A 21,144-nucleotide genomic window follows, 5' to 3' on the forward strand; every position below is an offset into this window, starting at 1 on the left:
GCCGACCGTGCGACGGGCCGGTCACCTCAGGTGACCGTCACGCTATGCGAGGGGTACGACAGAAAACTCAGGAGCGCGCGAGCCTGCGCAGCAACGAGTCCGCGCCCATCGGGTACGCCCCGTGCCGGCGCACCCCGTCGGCGACCTCCCGATCGGAGGAGACCACGACCACCGGACGGCCCGGCGGCTCGGCCCGGACCAGCTGCCGGATCAGCTCGTCGGCGGTGGTCCCCTTGCGGGAGAAGAGCACCCGCACGCCGCGGGGCGCGGGCGGCAGGCCGTGCACCCGCTCGGCCCCGTCGAAGACCACGGTGACCTCGTCCCCGGTCTGCGCGGCGATCCCGCCCAGCCCGGTGATCAGGCGTTTGCGCTGCTGCTCCAGGGACATGTCGGCGAAGCCGCGCTTGGTCACGTTGTACCCGTCCACGACCAGGTGGGCGCGGGGCAGGGCGAGCAGCTGATCCAGGCGGCCCGGGTCGTCGGTGTCCTGGGCCCGGGCCCGGGAGCGCTCGGGCACCCCGGGACGGTCGGCCGCGGCGTCCGCCACGAAGTCGGCCGGCAGCCGGTCGGTCGGGTCCAGGGCCAGCTCGCGGCGCAGGCCGGTGGCGGCCTGGCCGATCGTCTCGAGCAGCAGCCAGAGGCGGGCGTCGTCGACCGCCCGGGAGTCCTTGGCGGCCTGCTTGCCGGTGGCCGCGGCGGCCTCGGCGTCGGCGAGACGGGACCGCATCCGGCGTACCTCCGCCTCGTGATCCAGGGCGAGGCGCGTCGCGCGGCCCTTCTCCGTGGCCAGCAGGTCCGCGGACCGCTTCTGCGCGGCCTGCGCCTCGCGCAGCGCCTTCGCCGTGTTCCGCGCCTCCTCGCGCAGCTGGCCGAGCTCCTCGCGGACCCGGGCCAGCTCGTCGCGGAGCTTGTCGGCCTCCACCCGGGCCACCGCCCGGTCGTGCTCGGCCCGGGTGGCGCGCTGCTCGGCGACCCGGATCCGGTCGGCCAGCGCGGCACTGTCCGCGTCGGCCCGGACCACGTCGCCGGCCAGCTCGATCAGGTCACGCCAGCCGGACGGGCGGGCCAGGTAGGCCAGCGCGGCGACCTCCACCGGGTCGGCCGCGGCCGGCGCGACCCCGTTGGTCACCGCGGAGCCCAGGTCACCGGCCTCGGTCACGATCCGGGCACCGAGCCGCTGCCGGAACAGCGGATCCGCGGTGAGCTGGGCGGCGATCTCGCGGCCGCCGAGCCGGGCCCGCCGGTTCGGCGCGAAGCGGGCCACCTTGCGCAGCACGATCGGAATCTCGTCGGCGGGCAGACCGGGCAGGGCCGCGGCGGCCAGCGTCATGATGCGTTGACGGACGATCTCCGGGAGGATCGGCTCCGGAAGGCCGATCTCGGGCAGAACGGCCTCCGGGGTGAGATCCGCAACCGTCGGCACCGCCTCCTCTACGGGGCGGTCGTCGGGGTTCAGCGGCGCGGACATCCCCCCATTCTCACACCGTGGCCCGCGAAAACGCTTGTCGAGGCAAGTGATCTTTTCCGGGCGGGCTCGGATTCTGTCGTACCCCCGCTCTAGTGTTGCCCGGCGTGGCACAACCGGCTTATGTGCAGGGCACTCTGGACACGCTGCTGTCCGCCGACGGCTCGGTCGACCCGGCCGCGGTCTCCCTGGCGGACACCACGTTCGTCGTGCTCGATCTGGAGACCACCGGCGGTGCACCGGACGGCGGCGGGATCACCGAGATCGGCGCGGTCAAGGTGCGCGCCGGCGAGCAGCTCGCCGAGTTCGGCACCCTGGTCAACCCGGGTGAGCCGCTGCCGCCGTTCATCACCGTCCTGACCGGCATCACCGAGGCGATGCTGCGCCCCGCGCCGCCGATCGAGACCGTGCTGCCGGCGCTGCTGGAGTTCCTCCGCGGCGCCGTGCTGGTCGCCCACAACGCGCCCTACGACGTGGGGTTCCTCAAGGCCGCCTGCGCCAAGCACGGCTACCCGTGGCCGGCGCCCCGGGTGCTGGACACCGCGGCGCTGGCCCGTCGCGCGCTCACCCGTGACGAGGTGCCCAACCGCAAGCTGGGCACGCTGGCGCACTTCTTCCGCTCCGTCGTCCAGCCCAACCACCGCGCGCTGGACGACGCCAAGGCCACCGTCGACGTGCTGCACGGCCTGATCGAGCGGCTGGGCAGCTTCCGGGTGCACACCCTGGGCGACGCGATCGAGTTCGCCAAGGCGATCACCCCGGCTCAGCGCAACCGGCGGCATCTGGCCGACGGTCTGCCGCACGTGCCCGGCATCTACGTCTTCCGGGCCGCCGACGATCGCCCGCTCTACGTGGGCAAGTCCAACGACATCGGCAAGCGGGTGCGCAGCTACTTCACCGCCTCGGAGAAGCGTCCGCGGATGTCCGAGATGCTCACCGCCGCGGTCCGGGTCGAGGCGGTCGAGTGCGCCCACGAGCTGGAAGCCGAGGTACGGGAGTTGCGGTTGATCGCGGCACACTCCCCGCCGTACAACCGCCGTTCGAAGTACCCCGAGCGGGTGGTCTGGCTGAAGCTGACCGACGAGGTGTTCCCCCGGCTGTCGGTGGTCCGGCGGTTCGGCACGGACGGCGCGACCCACCTGGGTCCGTTCTCCTCCCGGCGCACGGCCGAGCTGGCCGCCGCCGCGGTCTACGACGCCGTGCCGTTGCGACAGTGCAACCACAAGCTCTCGCTGCGCACCCGCACGCCGGCCTGCGCCCTGGCCGAGCTGGGCCGCTGCCCGGCCCCGTGCGAGCACGAGATCTCCCCGCAGGAGTACGACCTGCGCGCCGCGGCGCCGTTCCGCACGGCCACCTCCGGCGACCCGGGCCCGGTGATCGAGGCGATCCTGGCCCGGATCGACACGCTCAGCGACAAGCAGCGGTATGAGGAGGCGGCGACCGTCCGCTCCCGCCTGATCGCCCTGCTGCGGGCCCTGATCCGGATGCAGCGACTGGACGCGCTGACCCGCCTGCCGGAGATCGTCGCGGCCCGCCGGGACGACAAGGGCGGCTGGGAGATCGTGGTGATCCGGCACGGCCGGCTGGCGGCCGCGGCCACCTCTCCGCCCCGGGAGCATCCCCGCCCCACCCTGGACGCGGTGCGGCTGACCGCGGAGACGGTCCTTCCCGGACCGGGCCCGGTGCCGGCCGCGTCGGCCGAGGAGACCGAACGGATCCTGGCGTGGCTGGACCGGGTGGACACCCGCTTGGTGGAAACCTCCGGCGACTGGGTGTCACCGGCTCGTGGCGCCGCGCGTTTCACCGCACTGCTCACCAGGGCTGAATCGGCTGCTTCAACCCAAGACTCGACCGTTCGCCTATCCGTAACTGACCGTTCGTATGACGCTCGCTCGCTTAGGCTGTAGGGCACGCGCGGCTTCTTGTGGTTGATTCGGGTTCTTGTGGTGATTCGGGTCGCCGCCACTTCAGCCGTCGCGGGATTCCGTGCCATGCTTCGTTGAGGAGCATGGACGATCGGTGAGGGGGTGTCCGGGTGGACGTCGACGCCGGCCACGGCGCCGCTCTCGGTCGTGCCCTGCCGGCCGCCACGTCCTCGGCCGGCTCCCCGAGCCCGCTCAGTTTCACCAGACGGCTGCGCTCGCTGCTGAGCTTTCAGGGCAACGACGACGACCCGGTCTCGACCCTGGCCCGGACCCATCGCAGCATCCATCCGTCGGCCGATGTGGCCGTGCTCCGCCGCAGCTACGCGATCGCCGAGAGCATGCACCGCGGCCAGTTCCGCAAGTCCGGTGATCCGTACATCACGCATCCACTCGCCGTCGCGCAGATCTGCGCCGAGCTCGGCATGGACACCACCACCCTGGTCGCCTCGCTGCTGCACGACACCGTCGAGGACACCAGCTACACGCTGGAGGCGCTGCACGGCGACTTCGGCCCCGAGGTGACCCACCTGGTCGACGGCGTGACCAAGTTCGACAAGGCGTTCTACGGCAAGGCCGCCGAGGGCGAGACCATCCGCAAGATGATCGTCGCGGCCGGCAAGGACGTCCGGGTGCTGGTGATCAAGCTGGCGGACCGGCTGCACAACATGCGCACACTGGACGCCCGCTCCCCCGCCTCCCGCGCCCGGATCGCCAACGCCACGCTGGACGTGCTGGTCCCGCTCTGCGACCGGCTCGGCATCCAGGCGCTCAAGCGTGACCTCGACGACGTGGTGCTCTTCCACCTGGAGCCGGACTCGTTCGCCCGGATCGACGAGCACGTGAAGAACCGTCCCGGTTGGCACGAATACCTCGCCGACGTCTCCGCCAAGGCGCGCGCCGCGCTGCGCCGCTCCCGGGTCGACGCCGACGTGACCGCGCGCCCCCGGCACTACTACTCGATCTGGAAGGACACCGTCGCCGGCGGCCACACCGTGCCGCTCGACCTGCCCCGGATCGCGGTGGTGGTGGACGGCCCGGACACCGACTGCTACGCGGCGCTCGGTGCGATCCACGGCCGCTGGCGCCCGGTGGCCGGCCGCTTCAAGGACTTCATCGCCTCGCCGAAGAACAATCTGTACCGGTCCCTGCACACCACCGTGCTCGGCCCGGAGGGTCGCCTGGTCGAGGTGCTGATCCGCACCGAGACCATGCACCGCTACTCGGAGTACGGCGTCGCCACCAGCTACCGATATCCCAAGGTGTCCGACGAGCCGCCCGGCGCCGACCAGCTGACCTGGCTGAAACGGGTGCTCGACTGGCAACAGGACACCACCGACGCGGCGCAGTTCCTCGACTCGCTCCGATGTGACCTGGCCGAGGGACAGATCACGGTCTTCGCCCACGGCAACGCGTACGAACTTCCCAACGGCTCCACCCCGGTCGACCTGGCGTACGAGTTGGGCCCGCAGAAGGGCGACCAGTGTCTCGCCTCGACCATCAACGGACGTCTCGCCCCCCTCTCCTCCCCCCTGCGTGACGGTGACGTCGTCGAGATCTTCTCGGAGAACGAGGGACACATCGAGGTCGAGCCGAACTCGCCACGCGGCCCCCGCAAGGAGTGGCTCGGGTTCGTCAAATCGAGCCAGGCGCAGATGCAGATCAACCGCTACTTCGACGAGCGGAACGAGCCCGGCATCAGCATCGCCGACAAGGTGCGCCTGGGCCGCGCGACCATCGGCCTCACCCTCCGCAAGCACGACCGGGGCCTGGCCAGCGAGGTGCCGCTGCGCCGGCTCGCCGAGGACATGGGCTACCCCGACCTGGAAACCCTGCTGGTGGCGGTCTGCGAGCGCACGGTCGAGCCCGACGCGGTGGTCGAGCAGCTCATCGCGATGGTCGACCACCCGGACTGAAGCGCACAGCGAGCCGGGCTAGCCTTACGCGCGTGAACATCTCTCGGCAGGTGCGTGGCCTGGCATACCAACTGTTCTACGGCCTCCCCCTGCCGGTGCGCCGCCACCTGGCCCGGGCGATCTCTCCGAAGTACCTGGTCGGTGCGGTCACGGTGATCCGCGACTCGGAGGCCCCCGAGCCGGGCCGGCTCCTGCTGCTGCGCCAGCCACCGGGTCGCGGCTGGGGCCTGCCGGCCGGCCTGCTCAAGCGCGGCGAACTGCCCGCCGTCGGTGCCGCCCGGGAGTTGCACGAGGAGGCCGGCGTCCGGATCGAGCCGGGTGACCTGCACCCCGGCAATCCGAACGCGATCGTCCACCCGAATGGCGGCGTCGTCGACACCGTCTGGTTCGGCTGGGTGCCGGCGTCCAGCACCCCGCTGGTCGTGGATGGCGGCGAGGTCCTGGAGGCCCGCTGGTTCCCCCTGGACGATCTGCCCAAGCTCACCTGGCCGACGGAGCGCCTGCTCGGCATCTACGGCATCGGCCCGCGGGCCGGCCAGCTGCCCCCGTCGGTCCCGTCCGCCGGCGCCGCCCCGACCCGCACCGAGTTCCCGAAGTGACCGAGGTCTGCGGTGTCGTCCTGGCCGCCGGCGAGGGCCGGCGGCTGCGCCCGCTCACCGAGGCCGTGCCCAAGGCGCTCTGCCCGGTCGGCAACCTGCCGCTGCTCGACCACGCCCTGCGCCGCCTGACCGGCCTGGGCCTGATCGGTCCGGAGCAGGTGGCCGTGAACGCCGCTTACCTCGCCGACCAGGTGGTCCGGCACGCGACCGGCCGCACCCACCTCTCGGTCGAGCCGGACGGCCCGCTGGGCACCTCCGGCGGTGTGGCCCGGCTCCGGAAGTGGATCGACGGGCGCGGCGTGCTGGTCGGCAACGCCGACGCCTACCTGGCCGATCCGCTCCGGGAGCCGGGTAAGGACATCGCGGCGCTGCTGGCCGGCTGGTCGGGCGACACGGTGCGGCTGCTGACCAAGCCCTGCCGGCCCGGCGAGACCGGCGGCTTCAGCGGAAACCGCTTCGCGGGTTTCTCGCTGATCCCCTGGCGGTACGTCGCGGTGCTGAAGGACCAGCAGGCCGATCTGGTCGGTACGGTGTGGCGCCCCGCGGAAGCCGAGGGCGCCCTGGAACTGATCGGCTACGAGGGCCACTATCTCGACACCGGCACGCCCGCCCTCTACCTGGAGGCCAACCTGCACGCCGCCGGCACCGGCCTGGCCGACCCGTCCGCCGAGGTCACCGGGGTCGCCGTGGAATCGGTGATCGGGGCGGGCGCCCGGGTGGCCGGCAGCGTCACCCGTTGCGTGGTCTGGCCCGGGGCCACGGTGGCGGCCGGCGAGACCCTCACCGACGTCATCCGGGCCCCCGGCGGCCTCACCGTGCCGGTCGGCTGAGCGGCTCAGTCCGCGTCGGGCAGCCCGATCGCGAACGCGTCCTCGAGGTCGTGCTTCGAGTAGGCCCGGAAGGCGATGTGCGACTCGGTGTTGACCACGCCGGGGGTCTTCGAGATCCGCCCGGCGATGACCTCGGCGATGTCGTCGAACCTCGGCACCCGCACGATCGCGATGAGGTCGACGTTTCCGGCCACCGAGTACACCTCGCTGACCCCGTCCAGCGCCGCCAGGGCCTCCGCGACCTCCGGAATCGAATCGGTGGCGCAGTCGATATGGACGATCGCGGTATTCACCCGAGGTCTCCTCACCCATGAGGTCAACATTCCGCGCCCATGCTATCCACAAGCCCGGGAAAGCAGATCGGCCCGCCGGAAAGTACCGGCGGGCCGATCTGGGTGAAGCACTCAGCTCTTCGACGAGATCTCTTCGCGTTCGCCGCTGGAGATCGGGGCCGGCGAGACCGGAATGTCCGCCGGCTTCTCCACCGGGTAGAAGAAGCCCTTGACCGCCGGGGCCAGCGCCCCGAGCTTGTTCATCTTCTTCGGCACGACCCAGCCCGCGTACTCCAGCGGGATCGGGTGCCCGTGGTCGTCCACCGGCCCGAGCGGCTGGTGGACCTCGACGAACTGCCCGTTCGGGAGGCGCTTGATGATGCCCGTCTCCACGCCGTGGGCGAGGACCTCGCGGTCGTGCTGCTGCAGGCCGAGACAGATCCGGACCGACATGTAGTACGCGATCGGCGGCAGGATCAGCAGGCCGATACGACCAGCCCAGGTCATCGCGTTCAGGCTGATGTGGAACTTGTCCGCGATCACGTCGTTACCACCGGAGATGGTGGCGATGATGAAGAACGTCAGCGCCATCATGCCGATACCGACGCGCTCCGGGTTGTCCCGGGGGCGCTGCAGCAGGTGGTGCGTACGGGTGTCCTTCAGCTTCCGCGCTTCCAGCCACGGGTAGAGCATCGGCAGCGTGAAGAGCGCGCCGAGGCCGACCACGGCGGGCCAGAACAGCGGGGGCAGGCTGTAGTCCCCGAAGTAGATCTGCCAGTTCGGCATGAGCCGGACCAGGCCGTCCATGAACATGACGTACCAGTCGGGCTGGCTCGCGGAGGAGACCTCGGCAGCCCGATACGGACCGAACAGCCAGATCGGGTTGATCTGGAACAGGCCGGCCATCAGCGCGATGACGCCGGCGACGGCCATGAAGAAGCCGCCCTGCTTCATCGCGTACCGCGGGAACATCCGCTCGCCGACCACGTTCTCGTTGGTCCGCAGCGGGCCCGGCCACTGGGTGTGCTTCTGCTTGAACACGATGCCCAGGTGGACGCTGATCAGCGCGAGCAGGATGCCCGGGATGAGCAGCACGTGCGCGATGTAGAACCGGCCGATGATCAGCTCGCCGGGGTACTCCCCGCCGAAGATCGCGGCGGAGAGCCAGGTGCCGATGACCGGGAGGGACAGCATGATCGCGGAGGCGATGCGGAGACCGGTGCCGGAGAGGCCGTCGTCCGGCAGCGAGTAACCGGTGAAGCCGGCGAAGAACCCGAGCAGGAACAGCACGACGCCGATCACCCAGTTGACCTCACGCGGCTTACGGAACGCGCCGGTGAAGAAGACGCGCGCCATGTGCACCACGATCGACGCCATGAACAGCAGCGCCGCCCAGTGGTGCATCTGCCGCATGAACAGACCACCGCGCACCTCGAACGACAGGTTCAGCGCGGACTCGTAGGCGCCCGACATCTCGGTGCCACGCAGGCCCAGGTACGAACCGTGGTACGCGACCTCCTTCATCGTGGGATCGAAGAAGAGGGTCAGGAACACCCCGCTGAGCAGCAGCACGATGAACGAGAAGAGGGCGATCTCACCGAGCAGGAAAGACCAGTGGTCGGGGAAGACCTTGTTCAGGAGCCCGCGGAGCGGGGTGGCCGCTTGGAAGCGGTCATCGACGCCCTTGGCGAAATTGGCGGTTGCCGCGGCTGGATCGAGCTTTCGGCGCTTCACGGCCGCTCCCAGAAGTCGGGTCCGACAGTGTCCTTGAAGTCAGACGTTGCCACAAAGAAACCTTCGTCGTCCACCGACAGCGGCAACATCGGCAGACGCCGGGTGGCCGGGCCGAAGACCGGCTGTGCGTTGTCGGTGATCAGGAACTGCGACTGGTGGCACGGGCAGAGCAGACGGTTGGTCTGCTGCTCGTACAGGCTGGCCGGGCAACCGGCGTGGGTGCAGATCTTCGAGTAGGCGACGTAGTTGCCCCACATCGAACCCTTGTTGCGCCCGTTCTTGTCGCTGTCGGCCGCGGCCCGTGCCGTGGCGGCGTCGTCGGACCGCAGGTGGATCAGCAGGGTCGGCGAGTCGGCGTACTTGTTGGTCGCGCCGCCGGGGATGCCCGGGTAGACGGTCAGCTGACCGCCCGTGCTGACATCCTCGGGGCGGATCGGCGATCCGTCCTCGCGGGTCAGCCGCACCGGCTTACCACCGTTGGCCTCCTTGTCGAAGCCGGTGTGGTACATGATCGGCCGCTTGTCCTTGTGCGGGTTCTGGATCAGGCCGCCGACCAGCGGGGCCCCCACAGCCAGGCCGAGCGGCGCCACGCCGATGGCGATCGCGCCCTTGAGCAGCGGGCGACGCTGCACCCCGAGCTCGTCCGCCACGTACATCATGGTCTGGCCGGTGATCAGCCGCTCTTCGTCGCTGGACGGGTCGCCGTGCCGCTGCTGGATCGACAGCTCGTGCGGGAGCAGCTTCTTGGCCCAGGCCAGGATGCCGATGCCGAGCGCGAAGAGCGAGACGCCCAGGGTGCCACCGAGGATCGGCGTGAAGTAGTCGCTCCGGTTGTTGCCGAGCTCGTACCGCCAGGGCCAGATGATGTAGAAGACCACGAAGGCGAGCGCCCCGAGGCCGGAGATGATGAACAGCAGGCTGATGTTGCGCACGACGCGCTTCTCGGCCTTCGAGTTCGCTCCCTGGAACTGCGACTCGTACGTGACGATCTCGATGTCGTCGCGCCGCAGGCCTTCCTTCACGATGTCGAAGCGGGTCAGCTTCGGATCGTTCACGTCGACCGGAGTGCCGGTCCCGCCGTGGTGCGCCGTGCTCATGACTTCCCCGCAATCCAGAGCGACGTGAAGACCAGGATCGTGATGCCGATCAGGAAGATCGCCATGCCCTCGGTCGCCGGACCGTACCCACCCAGGTTGAAGATGCCGCCCGAGTCCTGGTTCTCCTGCAGCTGCTTCGTGACGTAGGTGATGATCTCGCGCTTCTCGTCCGGCGTGATCTGGTTGTCACCGAAGACAGGCATGTTCTGCGGACCGGTCAGCATCGCGGCGTAGATCTGCTCGGCCGTGGCGTCGTGCAGGCTCGGCGCGAACTTGCCGGAGGAGAGCGCACCACCGGCGCCGGTGAAGCTGTGGCACGAGGTGCAGTTGACCCGGAAGAGCTCGCCACCGCGGGCCAGCGACTCGGGGTTCTCCTTCAGGTCATCCACGAGGGAGCCCGCCGGAATCTGCGGACCGCCGCCGATCTCCTGGACGTACTGCGCGATCTGCTTGGTCTCGTCCGTGTTGAACTGCGGCTTCTTCTGCTCGGCCTGGCCCTCCTGGCGGGTCATCGGCATGCGGCCGGTGCCGACCTGGAACTCGACCGAGGCGGAGCCGACACCGATCAGGCTGGGGCCGCGGTCCTGGACACCCTGCCCGTCCCGCCCATGGCAGGAGATGCAGCTGTTGTCGAAGAGCTCCTTGCCCTGCTGCGCGGCGGTGGAGAGCTGGGTGTTGTCCTCGGCGAACGCGCCGGGGGTGAAAGCGGTGTAGACGCCGCCGGCGAGCGCGAGCGCCGCGAGCATGCGCACCGCCGCGCCGACCCGCCGGCGCGCCCGGCTGGGCGCACCCGGGCGCCGGGAGAACACCCGGAAGCGCCTGCGGGCGGGGGTGTCAGAAGTCATGGGCTTATGTCCCTCTGGTTTGAACCTGAAGCTCAGCGGATTACGACGCTCACTGAAGCCAATAGATCATGGCGTACAGCGCGATCCAGACCACGTCCACGAAGTGCCAGTAGTAGGACACCACGATCGCGGAGGTCGCTTGCGCCGGAGTGAAGCGCCCCATGGTCGTTCGGATCATGTAGACGATGAAGGCGACGAGGCCGCCGGTCACGTGCAGACCGTGGAACCCGGTGGTCAGGTAGAACATCGAGCCGTAACCGTCACCGTTGAGCTTGACGCCCTCGTGGACCAGGTTGCGGTACTCGTTCGCCTGGCCGAGCACGAAGATCAGGCCCATCACGAAGGTGATCGTGAACCAACGCCGCAGCGCGAACACGTCACCCTTCTCCGCCGCGAAGACGCCCAGCTGACAGGTCACCGACGACAGGACCAGGATCGTCGTGAACGTTGTTGCGTACGGGATGTCGAGCTCTTTGGTGTGCTCCGCCCACATGCCGGGCGCCGCCGCCCGAATGGAGAAGTACATGGCGAACAACGCCGCGAAGAACATGAGCTCGCTGGAGAGCCAAACGATGGTCCCGACGCTGACCATGTTGGGTCGGGTCAGCGAGTGGATCCGGCTCTTGTCGATGGCTGCCGCTGTCACGGGCTCATTATTCCCCCGCGGTAGGTCCAAGGTCAGGCGGGGTCCCTAATCCGGCACTGTGGGCAGCCCGGAAGTTTCCGTGACCAGCGTAGGACTAGCTTCGAGGGGTGCAGTCAGTCGAATTTGCCTCGCTCGCGGGTGGTGGCGGGGATACTGGACTTCCGCCGTTCACCGCGGCGGCCATCTTCACCCGGTTCCATCTGTTCAGCCTGGTCGCGGTGGGCCTGCTCGTCGCCGCCGCGCTTTATCTGTACGGCGTGCAGCGCCTGCGGCAACGCGGCGACCACTGGCCGGCCGGGCGTACCGCCGCTTTCCTCGGGGGTGGACTCGGCTCGATCGCGGCGGTCTCGGTGACCGGCATCGAGGCGTACGACACCACGCTGATCTCGGTGCACATGGTCCAGCACATGGTGCTCTCCATGGTCGGCCCGATCTTCCTGGCCCTGGGCGCCCCGACGACGCTGGCCCTGCGGGTGCTGCACGGGCAGCCACGCAAGGTGCTGCTCAAGTTCGTCCACAGCCGTTTTGTCCGGGTCGTGACGTTTCCCCTGGTCGCCTTCGGACTGTTCATCGCGAACCCGTTCGTCCTCTACTTCAGCGGGCTCTACCGGCAGACGCTGGAGCACGCCTGGCTGCACGAGTTCATCCACATCCATTTCATGGTCACCGGCTGCCTCTTCTTCTGGCCGCTGCTGGGGCTGGATCCGCTGCCGAACCGCTGGCCGTACCCGGGCCGGGCGCTGCTGATGGTGCTGTCGGTGCCGTTCCACACGGTGCTCGGGCTGACGATCATGCAGGCCACCGACCTGCTCGGCGGGGACTGGTACCCGAACCTGCACCTGACCTGGATGGATCCGCACAGCGACCAGGTCACCGCGGGCGGCATCCTGTGGGCCGGCGGGGAGATCGTCAGCGTCACGATGCTCGGCGTCCTGGTGATGCAGTGGGTGCGCCAGTCGGAGCGGGAGGCGCGCCGGATCGACCGCGCGCTGGACCGGGTCGAGATGGAGGACGCGGCCGCGGCTTCAGCCGCCGCGGCGGCCTCAGCGGCCAAGATCACAAATTCGGAGAACGTCGTACGCCCGGGCCCCGACGCCGGATAACAGATTCGGTACGATCGGCCGGACCTCCGAGGTGAAGTGGGGCACAAAGATGAGCGACACTCCCGCAACCCAGTACACGGTTCTGCTATACAGCGACGACGCCACGGTGCGCGACCGGATCCGGCTCGCCATCGGGCCGCGTCCGGCGGCCGATCTCTCCGTCGAGTTCACCGACGCCTCCTCCTGGGAGGAGTGCCGTCGACTGCTCGACGACTACCAGATCGACCTGATGGTGCTCGACGGTGAGGCGACCCCCGCCGGCGGGCTCGGTATCGCCCGTCAGACCAAGGACGAGTACCAGGACCCCCCGCCCACCTGTGTCGTGATCGCCCGCGCCGCGGACCGCTGGCTGGCGGCCTACTCGCAGGTCGACGCCACCCTGCTGGCCCCGCTCGACCCGGTCGTCGCCGGGCAGACGGTGGCGGGGCTGCTCCGGGCCCGCCGGGCCGGCGCGATCCCGCTGGGCGCCCTCCCCCGCACGTGACCAACTGAAGACACCCCCGACGGAGGCCCCGCCATGGGCGCACGTACCTGGCCGAATCTGACGATGTCCCTGCTGCGCGGCGAGGAACTCGCCACCGCGGACACGGCCTGGGCGATGGGCGAGATCATGGCGGGCAACGCCACGCCGGCCCAGATCGCCGGTTTCGCCGTGGCGCTGCGCGCCAAGGGCGAGACGCCGGCCGAGCTGGCCGGCCTGGTGGAGGCGATGCTCACCAACGCCACCCCGGTGGACCTGCCCACGGAGATCCGCACCCGAGCGGTCGATGTGGTCGGCACCGGCGGCGACCGGGCCAACACCGTGAACATCTCCACCATGGCGGCGATCGTGACCGCCTCCGCCGGGGTGACCGTCGTCAAGCACGGCAACCGGTCGGCGTCGTCCACCACCGGCACCGCCGACCTGCTGGAACACTTCGGCATCCCGCTCGACCTGGGCCCCGGTGGGGTGCGCCGGACGGTCGTGGAGGCCGGCATCGGCTTCTGCTTCGCCGCGCGGTACCACCCCGGCATGCGGCACGCCGCGGTCACCCGGCGCGAGCTGGGCGTGCCGACCTTCTTCAACATGCTCGGCCCGCTGACCAACCCGGCCCGCCCGACGGCGGCCGCGGTCGGCTGCTTCGAGCCGCGGATGGCCCCGGTGATGGCCGAGGTGTTCGCCCGGCGCGGTGACTCCGCGCTGGTCATGCGCGGCGAGGACGGCCTGGACGAGTTCACCACCGCCGCGCCCACCCGCCTCTGGCTGGCCCGTGACGGCAAGGTGGAGGAGATGCTGGTCGACGCGACCGAGCTGGGCCTGGCGCGCAGCCAGCCGGCCGATCTGCGCGGCGGCGACGTGGCCTTCAACGCCGACGTGGCCCGCCGGGTGTTCGCCGGTGAGACCGGTCCGGTGCGGGACGCAGTGCTGATCAACGCGGCGGCGGCGTTCGCCGCGCAGGGCGGTTTCCCGGGCGATTTCCGGGACACCATGCGGGACGGCATCGCCCGTGCCGCGCAGGCGATCGACTCGGGTGCCACGAGCGCGCTGCTGGAGCGCTGGGTCAGTGCGGCGCAGGCGGCCAAGGCCGCCGAATGAATCCCTGACGCCCCTGGGTACGCGTCGGGCCGCCGTTGCTGAACGCCCGACGCCCCCTGGGTACGCGTCAGGCAGCCGTTGATGAACGCCCGCCCCCGGGTCGTCGCGTCAGGCTGCGGTTGATGAACGCCCGCTCCCGGTCGCGTCAGGCCGCCGTTGATGAACGCTCGACGCTCCTGGCCACGCCTCGTCCGGCCTCTTGCTGAACGCTCGACAGCTCTGATCACGCGTCTGCTGAGCGTCCGCTGCCTCCTATGAGGTGTTTCCGGACGGAAGGCTTCCGCCGAGCGGGCGGGATCGATATGGCGGGCCGTGTTCGAGGCGTGGCAGGGCAGTGCTTGCGGCACTAGATGCTGAAAAATCCAGAAAAAGAGTGCAACACGCCGTTGTCAATGCTCGGCATCGTCCGGTGGACGTGACAGCGTCTGAAGGACATTCGGGTAATCCCACCTTCCGAACGAAGGAGAAGCCCGTGCACGAACGCGAAATGCGCTGCGTCGTCTGCGACGGTGACATGCTCTTCGAGACGCCGCCCTGCGACGACGGGCACGACGACTGCCCGGAGCTGGTCTGCACCCGCTGCGGTGCGGCCGAGGTCGTCGCCCCGATCGTCGTGCACCTGTGGATGGAGCCGAAGGGCTCCCGCCGGATCGCCCCGCAGCAGCGCACCGCGGCCGCCTGATCCGGAGCAGGAAGCCCGCGCCTTCACGAGGTGCGGGTTTCCTTGTCCTCGGACCTCCAGCTCCACCGGTGCCGGCGCTCCGGCGGCGCGTGACGGCCTGGAGCGGTGATGGCGCCGCGCGTGCCTCGCACGGGGCTTGGCCCGCGAGGGCTGGAGGCGGGGCTCCATCGGTCGTACCGGCGGAGGAAAGCAGAAAGCCCGCGCCACCGTGCGGCGCGGGCTTTCTCGAGTCGAGCGGATCTGGGCGGTCAGTGCTCCACGGTCTGCCGGGTACCGGTGTAGTACTCGAAGAGCATCGCGCAGGACGTGAAGACCACCGCGACCAGACCCAGCGCGATCAGCCACCACATCCAGAAGACCAGGCCGAGGCCGGCGACCGCGGCGGAGAGCGCGATGCCGAACGGCCAGTAGCTGCCCGGGCTGAAGAAGCCCAGCTCGCCGGCGCCCTCGGCGATCTCGCCGTCCTCACGGTCCTCCGGGCGCAGGTCGATGCGCCGGGCGACGAACCAGAAGAAGCCGCCGCACATCGAGCAGAGCAGTCCGGAGAGGATCAGCGCGATCGTGCCGACCCACTCGATCTGGTGCTGCTGGCCGTGGGTGTAGAAGCCGTAGACGGCCGCCGCTCCGAAGAGGAAGAGGGAGACACCCAGGAAGATCTTGTACTCGGTCCTCATGTCAAGCCTCTACTTCCCCGCGGCGGTCGCGCCGCCCTGGTTCCAGCTGTGCGTGCCGCGGCGGGTGTCGAACGGCTTCGTCGTCGTCGCGTAGGGGTTCTCGCCGATCGCGATCAGCGCCTCCTGCGTCGACTGCCCGGCCTTCTTCGCCGTCAGGAACTGGTCGAACTTCTCCGGCGAGGTCACCAGCAGCTCAAAGTTCATGAACGCGTGGTAGGTGCCGCAGAGCTCGGCGCACCGGCCGACGTAGCGGCCCTCCTTGTCGAGAGTGACCTCGAAGACGTTGCGGACGCTGCCCGGCATGACGTCCCGCTTGAACAGCAGCTCCGGCACCCAGAACGAGTGGATGACGTCCTTGCTGGTCTCCTCGAAGCGGATCTTCTCACCGACCGGCAGGACCAGGATCGGGATGATGTCCGACGAGCCGATCGTGGACGTGACGGTGTTCGCGTCCTTGCCGATGCCGTCGCGGTAGTCGAACTCCCAGTTCCACTTGAAACCGGTGACCTGAACGATCTGGTCCGGGTTCTTCGACAGCTTGTCCACGTCGGTCTGGATGATCGCGGTGTAGTAGAAGAGCACCGCGACGATCAGCACCGGGGCGACCGTGTAGAGGACCTCCATCGGCATGTTGAACCGGGTCTGCACGGGCAGCTCTTCGCCGCGCTTGCGGTACCGGACAACGCACCAGAAGATCAGGCCCCAGACGCCGACGCCGACGATCAGCGCGGCGATCGTCGAGGCGATCCAGAGGTCATACATCTTGTGCGCCTGCAGGCTCACACCCGGGCCGGGCCATCCGAAATGGCCGAACTTGCTCCCGACATCCTCCATCGAGCAGCCCGAGAGAAGCGTCAGCAGCGCCGCGGCGCCGAGACCCAGCCCGGCCGCCCGGCCCACTGCCCGCGGCCGTGTGGCCGAACTCCTTGCGCCCACCTGCTTCTGCCTCCTTAGCAGCGCCGCCCGCCGAAACCGGACACCTGGCGGCAAGGCTCACTGACGGTCGCACACTACTCGACCAGGGCCGGGCCGCCCGCCACCGGGGGGCGTTCCGTCGGCTCCCAGAAGAACACCAGTCAACCGGACGATACCGTTCCCTGTGTGGATTACACAGGCGATCCGGCCGGTGCGCCCGTCTATCTGGACGCGGCCAGCGCGGCTCCGTTGCATCCGGTGGCGCGGGAAGCCCTGCTCGCCGCGCTCGCCGACGGCTGGGCCGACCCGGCCCGCCTCTACGCCGCGGGCCGGCGCGCCCAGCGGCTCCAGGAGGCCGCCACCGCGGTGGTCGCGGAGATCCTGGGGGTACGACCGGACGAGCTCTCGTTCTGGCCCTCGGGCGCCGCGGCCGCGCAGGCGGCGGTCCTCGGCGGACTGGCCGGCCGCAAACGCGCTGGTCGGACGCTGGTGCACTCGGCGATCGAGCACTCCACAGTGCTGCACGCCGCCGGGACCACCGAGGCCGCCGAGGTCGCGGTCGACCGGCTCGGACGGCTCGACCTGGACGCCTGGGCCGCCTCGGTCGCGGCGCCCGGGGTGGCCCTGGCCGCCCTGATCAGTGCCAGTCACGAGGTGGGCACGATCCAGCCGGTCGCCGCCGCCGCGGAGTACTGCGCGGAGTCCGGGGTGCCGCTCTTCGTGGACGCCGCGCAGTCGGTGGGGCGGGTCCCGGTGCCGACCGGCTGGTCGCTGCTGAGCGCCAGCGCGCACAAGTGGGGCGGGCCGCCCGGCGTGGGGCTGCTCGTCGTCCGAAAAGGGGTGCGATGGATCTCACCCACTCCACAGGATGATCTTTATCGCCCGAGAGCGCAGGGCGCGTCGGACCTGCCGGCGATCGTCGCCGCGGCGGCGAGCCTGCGGGCCGTGACCGCCGAGGCCCGGACCGAGGGGCAACGCCTGAGCGCGCTGGTGGACCGGATCCGCGACCGGGTCGCCGCGACCGTGCCGGACGTCGAGATCGTCGGCGACCCCGTTGACCGGCTCCCCCACCTGGTCACCTTCAGCTGCCTCTACGTGGACGGCGAGGCGCTGCTGCACGCGCTGGACCGGCACGGTTTCGCCGTCTCGTCCGGCTCCTCGTGCACCTCGTCCACGCTGCGCCCAAGTCACGTGCTGGAAGCGATGGGAGTCCTCAGCCACGGCAACGTCCGGCTATCCCTGCATCCCGGCGTCACCGACGCCGAGGTCGAACGATTCCTCACGGTGCTACCCGGACTGGTAGCGGAGATCCGAAAGGAGGCCGGCCTCTGATCACCCTGGACTGCCTGGGCCAGCGCTGCCCGCTCCCAGTAATCAAACTGGCCAAGTCACTGCCGCAGGTGGCGGTCGGCGAGATCGTCCGGGTGCTCGCAGACGACCCGGCTGCGGCCAACGACATCCCCGCCTGGTGCCGCATGAAAGGCCAGGAGCTCATCACCGCCCAAGGCCACCAATTCGACATCCGCCGCCTCAAATAGCGATTCGCCGCCGATGAGTTGGTGCCCGGTTTTCCGACGGCCGCGGGGTTTGCGGACGGCGGAAAACCGGGCACCAACTCATCGGTTACAAGGCGAATCGCCGCGGAGCGAAGCGAAGCCAGTCAACTCAACTCAGATACTCGATCACGGTCGGCACCGGATCCTTGGCGAGGTGTGTGTCGACGACCAGGCGGGGGCCCAGGTAGGGCTCGTACTCCGACTGGCGTTCCAGGACCCGCACCCAGTCCGGCACGCCGTCGTGGTCGCGGGCGGCGTACCGCTCCTCGACCCGGCGCCGGTGCTCGGCGTCGTCGCCGCAGACCACCTCGACCACGCGCAGCGGCGTCGCCATCCGCTCGGCCAGGTCGACCCAGAGGTCGCGGGCCGCCTTCACCGGATTGACCGCGTCGATGATCACGTGGTGGCCGATCTTGAGCTGCTCCTCGGCGAGGGCGGCCACCACGCCGTACGCCGCGTACCCGGGACGGGACTCGTGCACGGCGTAGCGCTGCAGGGTGAAGTCGACGACGTCGACGGCGAGCACCGCCGCCGGCAGCTCGGCCGCGACCGCGCCGGCGAGGGTGCTCTTCCCCACGCCGGGCAGGCCGGCGAAGACCGCTAGAACCATCGTTCTTACCTCAGGCTGGCAGGTGCGGCGCGATCTCCGCGGCCGCCTCGTCGCCGTAGGCGGCGGCCAGTCGTTTGATGAAGTCGTTGGGCTTGATGTCGTACTCCTGGGTGCCGACCGTCTCCAGCACCAGCGCCGCGACCAGCGAACCGACCTGGGCGGCCCGCTCCAGGCCGACGCCCCAGGAGAGGCCGGAGAAGAAGCCGGCCCGGAAGCCGTCGCCGACACCGGTCGGGTCCTCGCCGATCACGTCCGGGACGACCGGCACGTGGATCCGCTCGATCCCCTTGCCGGTGATCTCCACGCCGTCCTTGCCCAGGGTGGTGACCCGGATCCGGACCTCGTCGAGGATCTGGTCGCCGGTCAGGCCGGACTTGGTCTCCAGCAGGGACCGCTCGTACTCGTTGCAGAGCAGGTACTCCGCGCCGCGGATCAGGGTCAGCACGTCCGAACCGTCGATCCGGGCCAGCTGCTGGGACGGGTCGGCGGCGAACTTGTAGCCGAGGGCGCGGCACTCCTCCGAGTGCCGGATCATCGCGGCCGGGTCGTTCGCGCTGATCAGCACCAGGTCGATGCCGCCGGCGCGGTCGACGACCGGGGTCAGCTCGATGTTGCGCGCCTCGGCCATCGCGCCGGCGTAGAACGACGCGATCTGGTTCAGGTCGTCGTCGGTGGTGCAGACGAACCGGGCGGTGTGCGCTACCTCGCTGATGTGCACCGAGTCACAGTCCACCCCGTGCCGCTCCAGCCAGGACCGGTAGTCGGCGAAGTCGGCGCCGACCGCGCCCACCAGGATCGGCCGCAGGCCCAGCTTGCCCATCCCGAAGGCGATGTTCGGCGCGATGCCGCCGCGGCGCACGACCAGGTCGTCGACGAGGAAGGAGAGCGAGACCTTGTGCAGTTGGTCGGCGATGAGCTGGTCGGCGAACCGGCCCGGGAAGTGCATCAGGTGATCGGTGGCGATCGAGCCGGTTACGGCGATCTTCATGGCGGCCCTCAAGTTTGGGTGGGGTCGTTACGACTAGAGACTACCGGGCGGTTACAGGGAACAGGCCGCCCCGTGAACGGGGCGGCCTGTCACCGAGTGCTTCGAGATCAGTGGAACGAGTCACCACAGGCGCACGAGTTCTGCGCGTTCGGGTTGTCGATCGTGAAGCCCTGAGCGTCGATCCGGTCCGCGAAGTCGATGGTGGCGCCCGCCAGGTACGGCGAGCTCATCCGGTCGACAACGACCTCGACGCCGTCGAAGTCGGTGACGACGTCGCCGTCGAGCGAACGCTCGTCGAAGAAGAGCTGGTAGCGCAGGCCGGAGCAGCCACCGGGCTGTACGGCGATGCGCAGGCGCAGGTCATCGCGCCCTTCCTGCTCGATCAGGGCCTTGACCTTCACAGCCGCGACGTCGGTCAAGATGACGCCGGTCGGGGCGGTCGCCTCGGTCGACTCGGTGTGCGCTTCAGTGGTCACTAGGTATCTCCCTGCCAGGTGCGGTCATGTGCCGTACCAGCCAACGCTAACCCCATTCCCGGTGATTCCCAATCCGGGTGGGTTCAGATCACCTTCGTCCGGCACCGCCGGTGCAGGTCAGGGGCGGCTCCACTGACGGGAGATCCGCTCGGCGAGTTCCCGCAGGCCACGCGCGGGTTCGGCCATCGCTGTCCCGACCGAGCCGAAATGTTCCACGAGCGTGTGCGTCTCGGTCACCCCGGCGGCCGACGCCTCCCGGTGCCCGGTCTCGTTGCGTCCGGCCAGCACCACGCAGGGCAGACCCCGGTCGCGGGCCCCGGCGGCGATGCCGGCGACGACCTTGCCGCGTAGCGACTGGTGGTCGAAGCTGCCCTCGCCGGTGATCACCAGATCCGCGGCGTCCAGCTCCCGGTCCAGCCCGATCAGGTCGCTGACCAGGCCGATGCCGGAGGTCACCCGGGCGCCGAGGGCGATCAGCGCGGCCCCGATGCCGCCGGCCGCGCCGCCGCCCGGCCGGGCCGCCAGACCGTCGATCCCGAAAGCCTTCTCCAGTACGCCGGCGAAGTGCTCCAGCGCGGCGTCGAGCCGGAGCACGTCGTCCCGGGTCGCGCCCTTCTGCGGGCCGAAGACGTTGCTGGCCCCGTGCAGGCCGGTCAGCGGGTTGTCCACGTCCGTCGCCGCGACCAGGGCGACCTGGCGCAGCTGCGGGACTCCGCCCAGGGCCGCGGCGGTGATCAGTGGAGCGCCGCCGTAGGGCAGCGCGTAGCCGGCCTCGTCCAGCGGGGCGGCGCCGAGCGCGGCGAGCATGCCGGCGCCCGCGTCGTTCACCGCCGAGCCGCCGAGGCCGATCACGATCTGGGCGGCGCCGCTCTCCACGGCGGCGGCCAGCAGCAGGCCCAGGCCGTACGACGTGGTGGTGTTGGGGTTGCGCTCCTCCGCGGTCAGCAGGTGCAGGCCGCAGGCCTGCGCGCTCTCCACGTAGGCGGTGCCGTTCACGTAGAGGATCTCGCCCGGCACCCCACGGCCCAGCGGGTCGACCGTCCGCACCTTGATCCGCCGGCCGCCCAGCGCGGTGGCCAGCACCTCGACGAAGCCCGGCCCGCCGTCGGCGATCGGCCGCAGCACCAGGTCGTCGGTCGGGACGGCCCAGCCGTCGGCCACCGCCTGGGCGACCTCGGGGGCGGAGAGGGTGCCGGCGAACTTGTCCGGGCAGATCAGTACGCGCACCCCCGGAGTGT

At 70.1% G+C, this 21,144-nt stretch carries 22 protein-coding genes; 10 read left to right on the plus strand and 12 right to left on the minus strand.

Annotated elements, in window-relative coordinates:
• Positions 1–67: 67 nt before the first annotated feature.
• Positions 68–1,468 carry an NYN domain-containing protein gene (locus tag CHC09_RS08370; protein ID WP_089292386.1) on the minus strand — a complete coding sequence of 467 codons (1,401 nt, stop codon included), beginning with the start codon at positions 1,466–1,468 and terminating at the stop codon, positions 68–70.
• Between the two features lie 104 nt (positions 1,469–1,572).
• Here CHC09_RS08370 and CHC09_RS08375 point away from each other — a divergent pair, with 104 nt between their 5' ends.
• The 4 genes from CHC09_RS08375 (at position 1,573) to CHC09_RS08390 (ending at position 6,732) form a co-directional block, all read left to right on the plus strand.
• Positions 1,573–3,372, plus strand: coding sequence for a DEDD exonuclease domain-containing protein (locus CHC09_RS08375; RefSeq protein ID WP_089292387.1), 1,800 nt, complete (start codon positions 1,573–1,575; stop codon positions 3,370–3,372).
• A 128-nt stretch (positions 3,373–3,500) separates the two neighbouring features.
• A complete protein-coding gene (locus CHC09_RS08380; protein WP_089292388.1) occupies positions 3,501–5,303 on the plus strand; it encodes a RelA/SpoT family protein in 1,803 nt (600 codons plus the stop codon).
• 32 nt (positions 5,304–5,335) lie between these two features.
• On the plus strand, positions 5,336–5,902 hold the full coding sequence (locus tag CHC09_RS08385; protein ID WP_089292389.1) for an NUDIX domain-containing protein: 567 nt from the start codon (positions 5,336–5,338) through the stop codon (positions 5,900–5,902).
• Positions 5,899–6,732, plus strand: coding sequence for an NTP transferase domain-containing protein (locus CHC09_RS08390; protein ID WP_089292390.1), 834 nt, complete (start codon positions 5,899–5,901; stop codon positions 6,730–6,732). The genes CHC09_RS08385 and CHC09_RS08390 overlap by 4 nt, the downstream gene beginning before the upstream one ends.
• A gap of 5 nt (positions 6,733–6,737) precedes the next feature.
• Here CHC09_RS08390 and CHC09_RS08395 read toward each other — a convergent pair whose 3' ends face one another.
• The 5 genes from CHC09_RS08395 to ctaE form a co-directional block, all read right to left on the minus strand.
• Positions 6,738–7,025 carry an Lrp/AsnC family transcriptional regulator gene (locus tag CHC09_RS08395; protein WP_089292391.1) on the minus strand — a complete coding sequence of 96 codons (288 nt, stop codon included), beginning with the start codon at positions 7,023–7,025 and terminating at the stop codon, positions 6,738–6,740.
• 111 nt (positions 7,026–7,136) lie between these two features.
• Entirely contained in the window at positions 7,137–8,738 is a 1,602-nt protein-coding gene (gene qcrB / locus CHC09_RS08400; protein ID WP_089292392.1) for a cytochrome bc1 complex cytochrome b subunit, read from the minus strand.
• A complete protein-coding gene (gene qcrA / locus CHC09_RS08405) occupies positions 8,735–9,835 on the minus strand; it encodes a cytochrome bc1 complex Rieske iron-sulfur subunit (protein WP_089292393.1) in 1,101 nt (366 codons plus the stop codon). The genes qcrB and qcrA overlap by 4 nt, the downstream gene beginning before the upstream one ends.
• Positions 9,832–10,680: a cytochrome bc1 complex diheme cytochrome c subunit gene (gene qcrC, locus CHC09_RS08410; RefSeq protein ID WP_089292394.1), complete on the minus strand. Its 849-nt coding sequence runs from the start codon at positions 10,678–10,680 to the stop codon at positions 9,832–9,834. Before qcrC ends, qcrA begins: the two co-directional genes overlap by 4 nt.
• 49 nt (positions 10,681–10,729) lie before the next feature.
• Positions 10,730–11,326 (minus strand): aa3-type cytochrome oxidase subunit III, encoded by a 597-nt coding sequence (ctaE, locus tag CHC09_RS08415; protein WP_089292395.1) that lies wholly within the window; start codon positions 11,324–11,326, stop codon positions 10,730–10,732.
• A gap of 107 nt (positions 11,327–11,433) precedes the next feature.
• Here ctaE and CHC09_RS08420 point away from each other — a divergent pair, with 107 nt between their 5' ends.
• The 4 genes from CHC09_RS08420 (at position 11,434) to CHC09_RS08435 (ending at position 14,687) form a co-directional block, all read left to right on the plus strand.
• The gene (locus CHC09_RS08420; protein ID WP_089292396.1) at positions 11,434–12,429 is read left to right on the plus strand and encodes a cytochrome c oxidase assembly protein; all 996 of its coding nucleotides are present in this window, start codon (positions 11,434–11,436) and stop codon (positions 12,427–12,429) included.
• A gap of 49 nt (positions 12,430–12,478) precedes the next feature.
• Complete coding sequence (locus CHC09_RS08425; RefSeq protein ID WP_089292397.1) at positions 12,479–12,913, plus strand: hypothetical protein; 435 nt, start codon at positions 12,479–12,481, stop codon at positions 12,911–12,913.
• 33 nt (positions 12,914–12,946) lie between these two features.
• Complete coding sequence (gene trpD / locus CHC09_RS08430; protein ID WP_089292398.1) at positions 12,947–14,005, plus strand: anthranilate phosphoribosyltransferase; 1,059 nt, start codon at positions 12,947–12,949, stop codon at positions 14,003–14,005.
• Between the two features lie 472 nt (positions 14,006–14,477).
• Complete coding sequence (locus CHC09_RS08435; RefSeq protein ID WP_089292399.1) at positions 14,478–14,687, plus strand: hypothetical protein; 210 nt, start codon at positions 14,478–14,480, stop codon at positions 14,685–14,687.
• A gap of 248 nt (positions 14,688–14,935) precedes the next feature.
• Here the strand turns inward: CHC09_RS08435 and CHC09_RS08440 are convergent, their stop codons facing one another.
• Together CHC09_RS08440 and ctaC are read right to left on the minus strand one after the other, a co-directional pair.
• Complete coding sequence (locus CHC09_RS08440) at positions 14,936–15,361, minus strand: cytochrome c oxidase subunit 4 (protein WP_089292400.1); 426 nt, start codon at positions 15,359–15,361, stop codon at positions 14,936–14,938.
• Positions 15,362–15,370: 9 nt separating this feature from the next.
• The gene (gene ctaC, locus CHC09_RS08445) at positions 15,371–16,297 is read right to left on the minus strand and encodes an aa3-type cytochrome oxidase subunit II (RefSeq protein ID WP_089292401.1); all 927 of its coding nucleotides are present in this window, start codon (positions 16,295–16,297) and stop codon (positions 15,371–15,373) included.
• A 165-nt stretch (positions 16,298–16,462) separates the two neighbouring features.
• Here ctaC and CHC09_RS08450 point away from each other — a divergent pair, with 165 nt between their 5' ends.
• Both CHC09_RS08450 and CHC09_RS08455 read left to right on the plus strand, forming a co-directional pair.
• A complete protein-coding gene (locus tag CHC09_RS08450; protein WP_089292402.1) occupies positions 16,463–17,608 on the plus strand; it encodes a cysteine desulfurase family protein in 1,146 nt (381 codons plus the stop codon).
• Positions 17,605–17,814, plus strand: a complete 210-nt coding sequence (locus CHC09_RS08455; protein ID WP_089292654.1) for a sulfurtransferase TusA family protein — start codon at positions 17,605–17,607, stop codon at positions 17,812–17,814. Before CHC09_RS08450 ends, CHC09_RS08455 begins: the two co-directional genes overlap by 4 nt.
• Positions 17,815–17,941: 127 nt before the next feature.
• On the opposite strand, the gene CHC09_RS08460 is transcribed toward CHC09_RS08455, so the two are convergent.
• From CHC09_RS08460 to CHC09_RS08475, 4 genes are all read right to left on the minus strand, one after another.
• Entirely contained in the window at positions 17,942–18,442 is a 501-nt protein-coding gene (locus CHC09_RS08460) for a P-loop nucleotide/nucleoside kinase family protein (protein ID WP_089292403.1), read from the minus strand.
• A gap of 10 nt (positions 18,443–18,452) precedes the next feature.
• Positions 18,453–19,430 (minus strand): carbohydrate kinase family protein, encoded by a 978-nt coding sequence (locus tag CHC09_RS08465; protein ID WP_089292404.1) that lies wholly within the window; start codon positions 19,428–19,430, stop codon positions 18,453–18,455.
• Between the two features lie 107 nt (positions 19,431–19,537).
• Entirely contained in the window at positions 19,538–19,906 is a 369-nt protein-coding gene (gene erpA, locus CHC09_RS08470) for an iron-sulfur cluster insertion protein ErpA (protein WP_089292405.1), read from the minus strand.
• 117 nt (positions 19,907–20,023) lie between these two features.
• Entirely contained in the window at positions 20,024–21,133 is a 1,110-nt protein-coding gene (locus CHC09_RS08475; RefSeq protein ID WP_089292406.1) for a glycerate kinase family protein, read from the minus strand.
• Between the last annotated feature and the right edge of the window lie 11 nt (positions 21,134–21,144).

Source organism: Actinoplanes regularis, assembly GCF_900188005.1.
GTDB lineage: Bacteria > Actinomycetota > Actinomycetes > Mycobacteriales > Micromonosporaceae > Actinoplanes > Actinoplanes regularis.

What these genes read in the sequence shown, in the direction of transcription:
- CHC09_RS08425 (WP_089292397.1), top strand. Translation starts at nt 12,479, where the DNA reads ATGAGCGACACTCCCGCAACCCAGTACACGGTTCTGCTATACAGCGAC.
- CHC09_RS08460 (WP_089292403.1), bottom strand. Translation starts at nt 18,442, where the DNA reads ATGGTTCTAGCGGTCTTCGCCGGCCTGCCCGGCGTGGGGAAGAGCACC.
- qcrC (WP_089292394.1), bottom strand. Translation starts at nt 10,680, where the DNA reads ATGACTTCTGACACCCCCGCCCGCAGGCGCTTCCGGGTGTTCTCCCGG.
- CHC09_RS08440 (WP_089292400.1), bottom strand. Translation starts at nt 15,361, where the DNA reads ATGAGGACCGAGTACAAGATCTTCCTGGGTGTCTCCCTCTTCCTCTTC.
- CHC09_RS08465 (WP_089292404.1), bottom strand. Translation starts at nt 19,430, where the DNA reads ATGAAGATCGCCGTAACCGGCTCGATCGCCACCGATCACCTGATGCAC.
- trpD (WP_089292398.1), top strand. Translation starts at nt 12,947, where the DNA reads ATGGGCGCACGTACCTGGCCGAATCTGACGATGTCCCTGCTGCGCGGC.
- CHC09_RS08370 (WP_089292386.1), bottom strand. Translation starts at nt 1,468, where the DNA reads ATGTCCGCGCCGCTGAACCCCGACGACCGCCCCGTAGAGGAGGCGGTG.
- qcrA (WP_089292393.1), bottom strand. Translation starts at nt 9,835, where the DNA reads ATGAGCACGGCGCACCACGGCGGGACCGGCACTCCGGTCGACGTGAAC.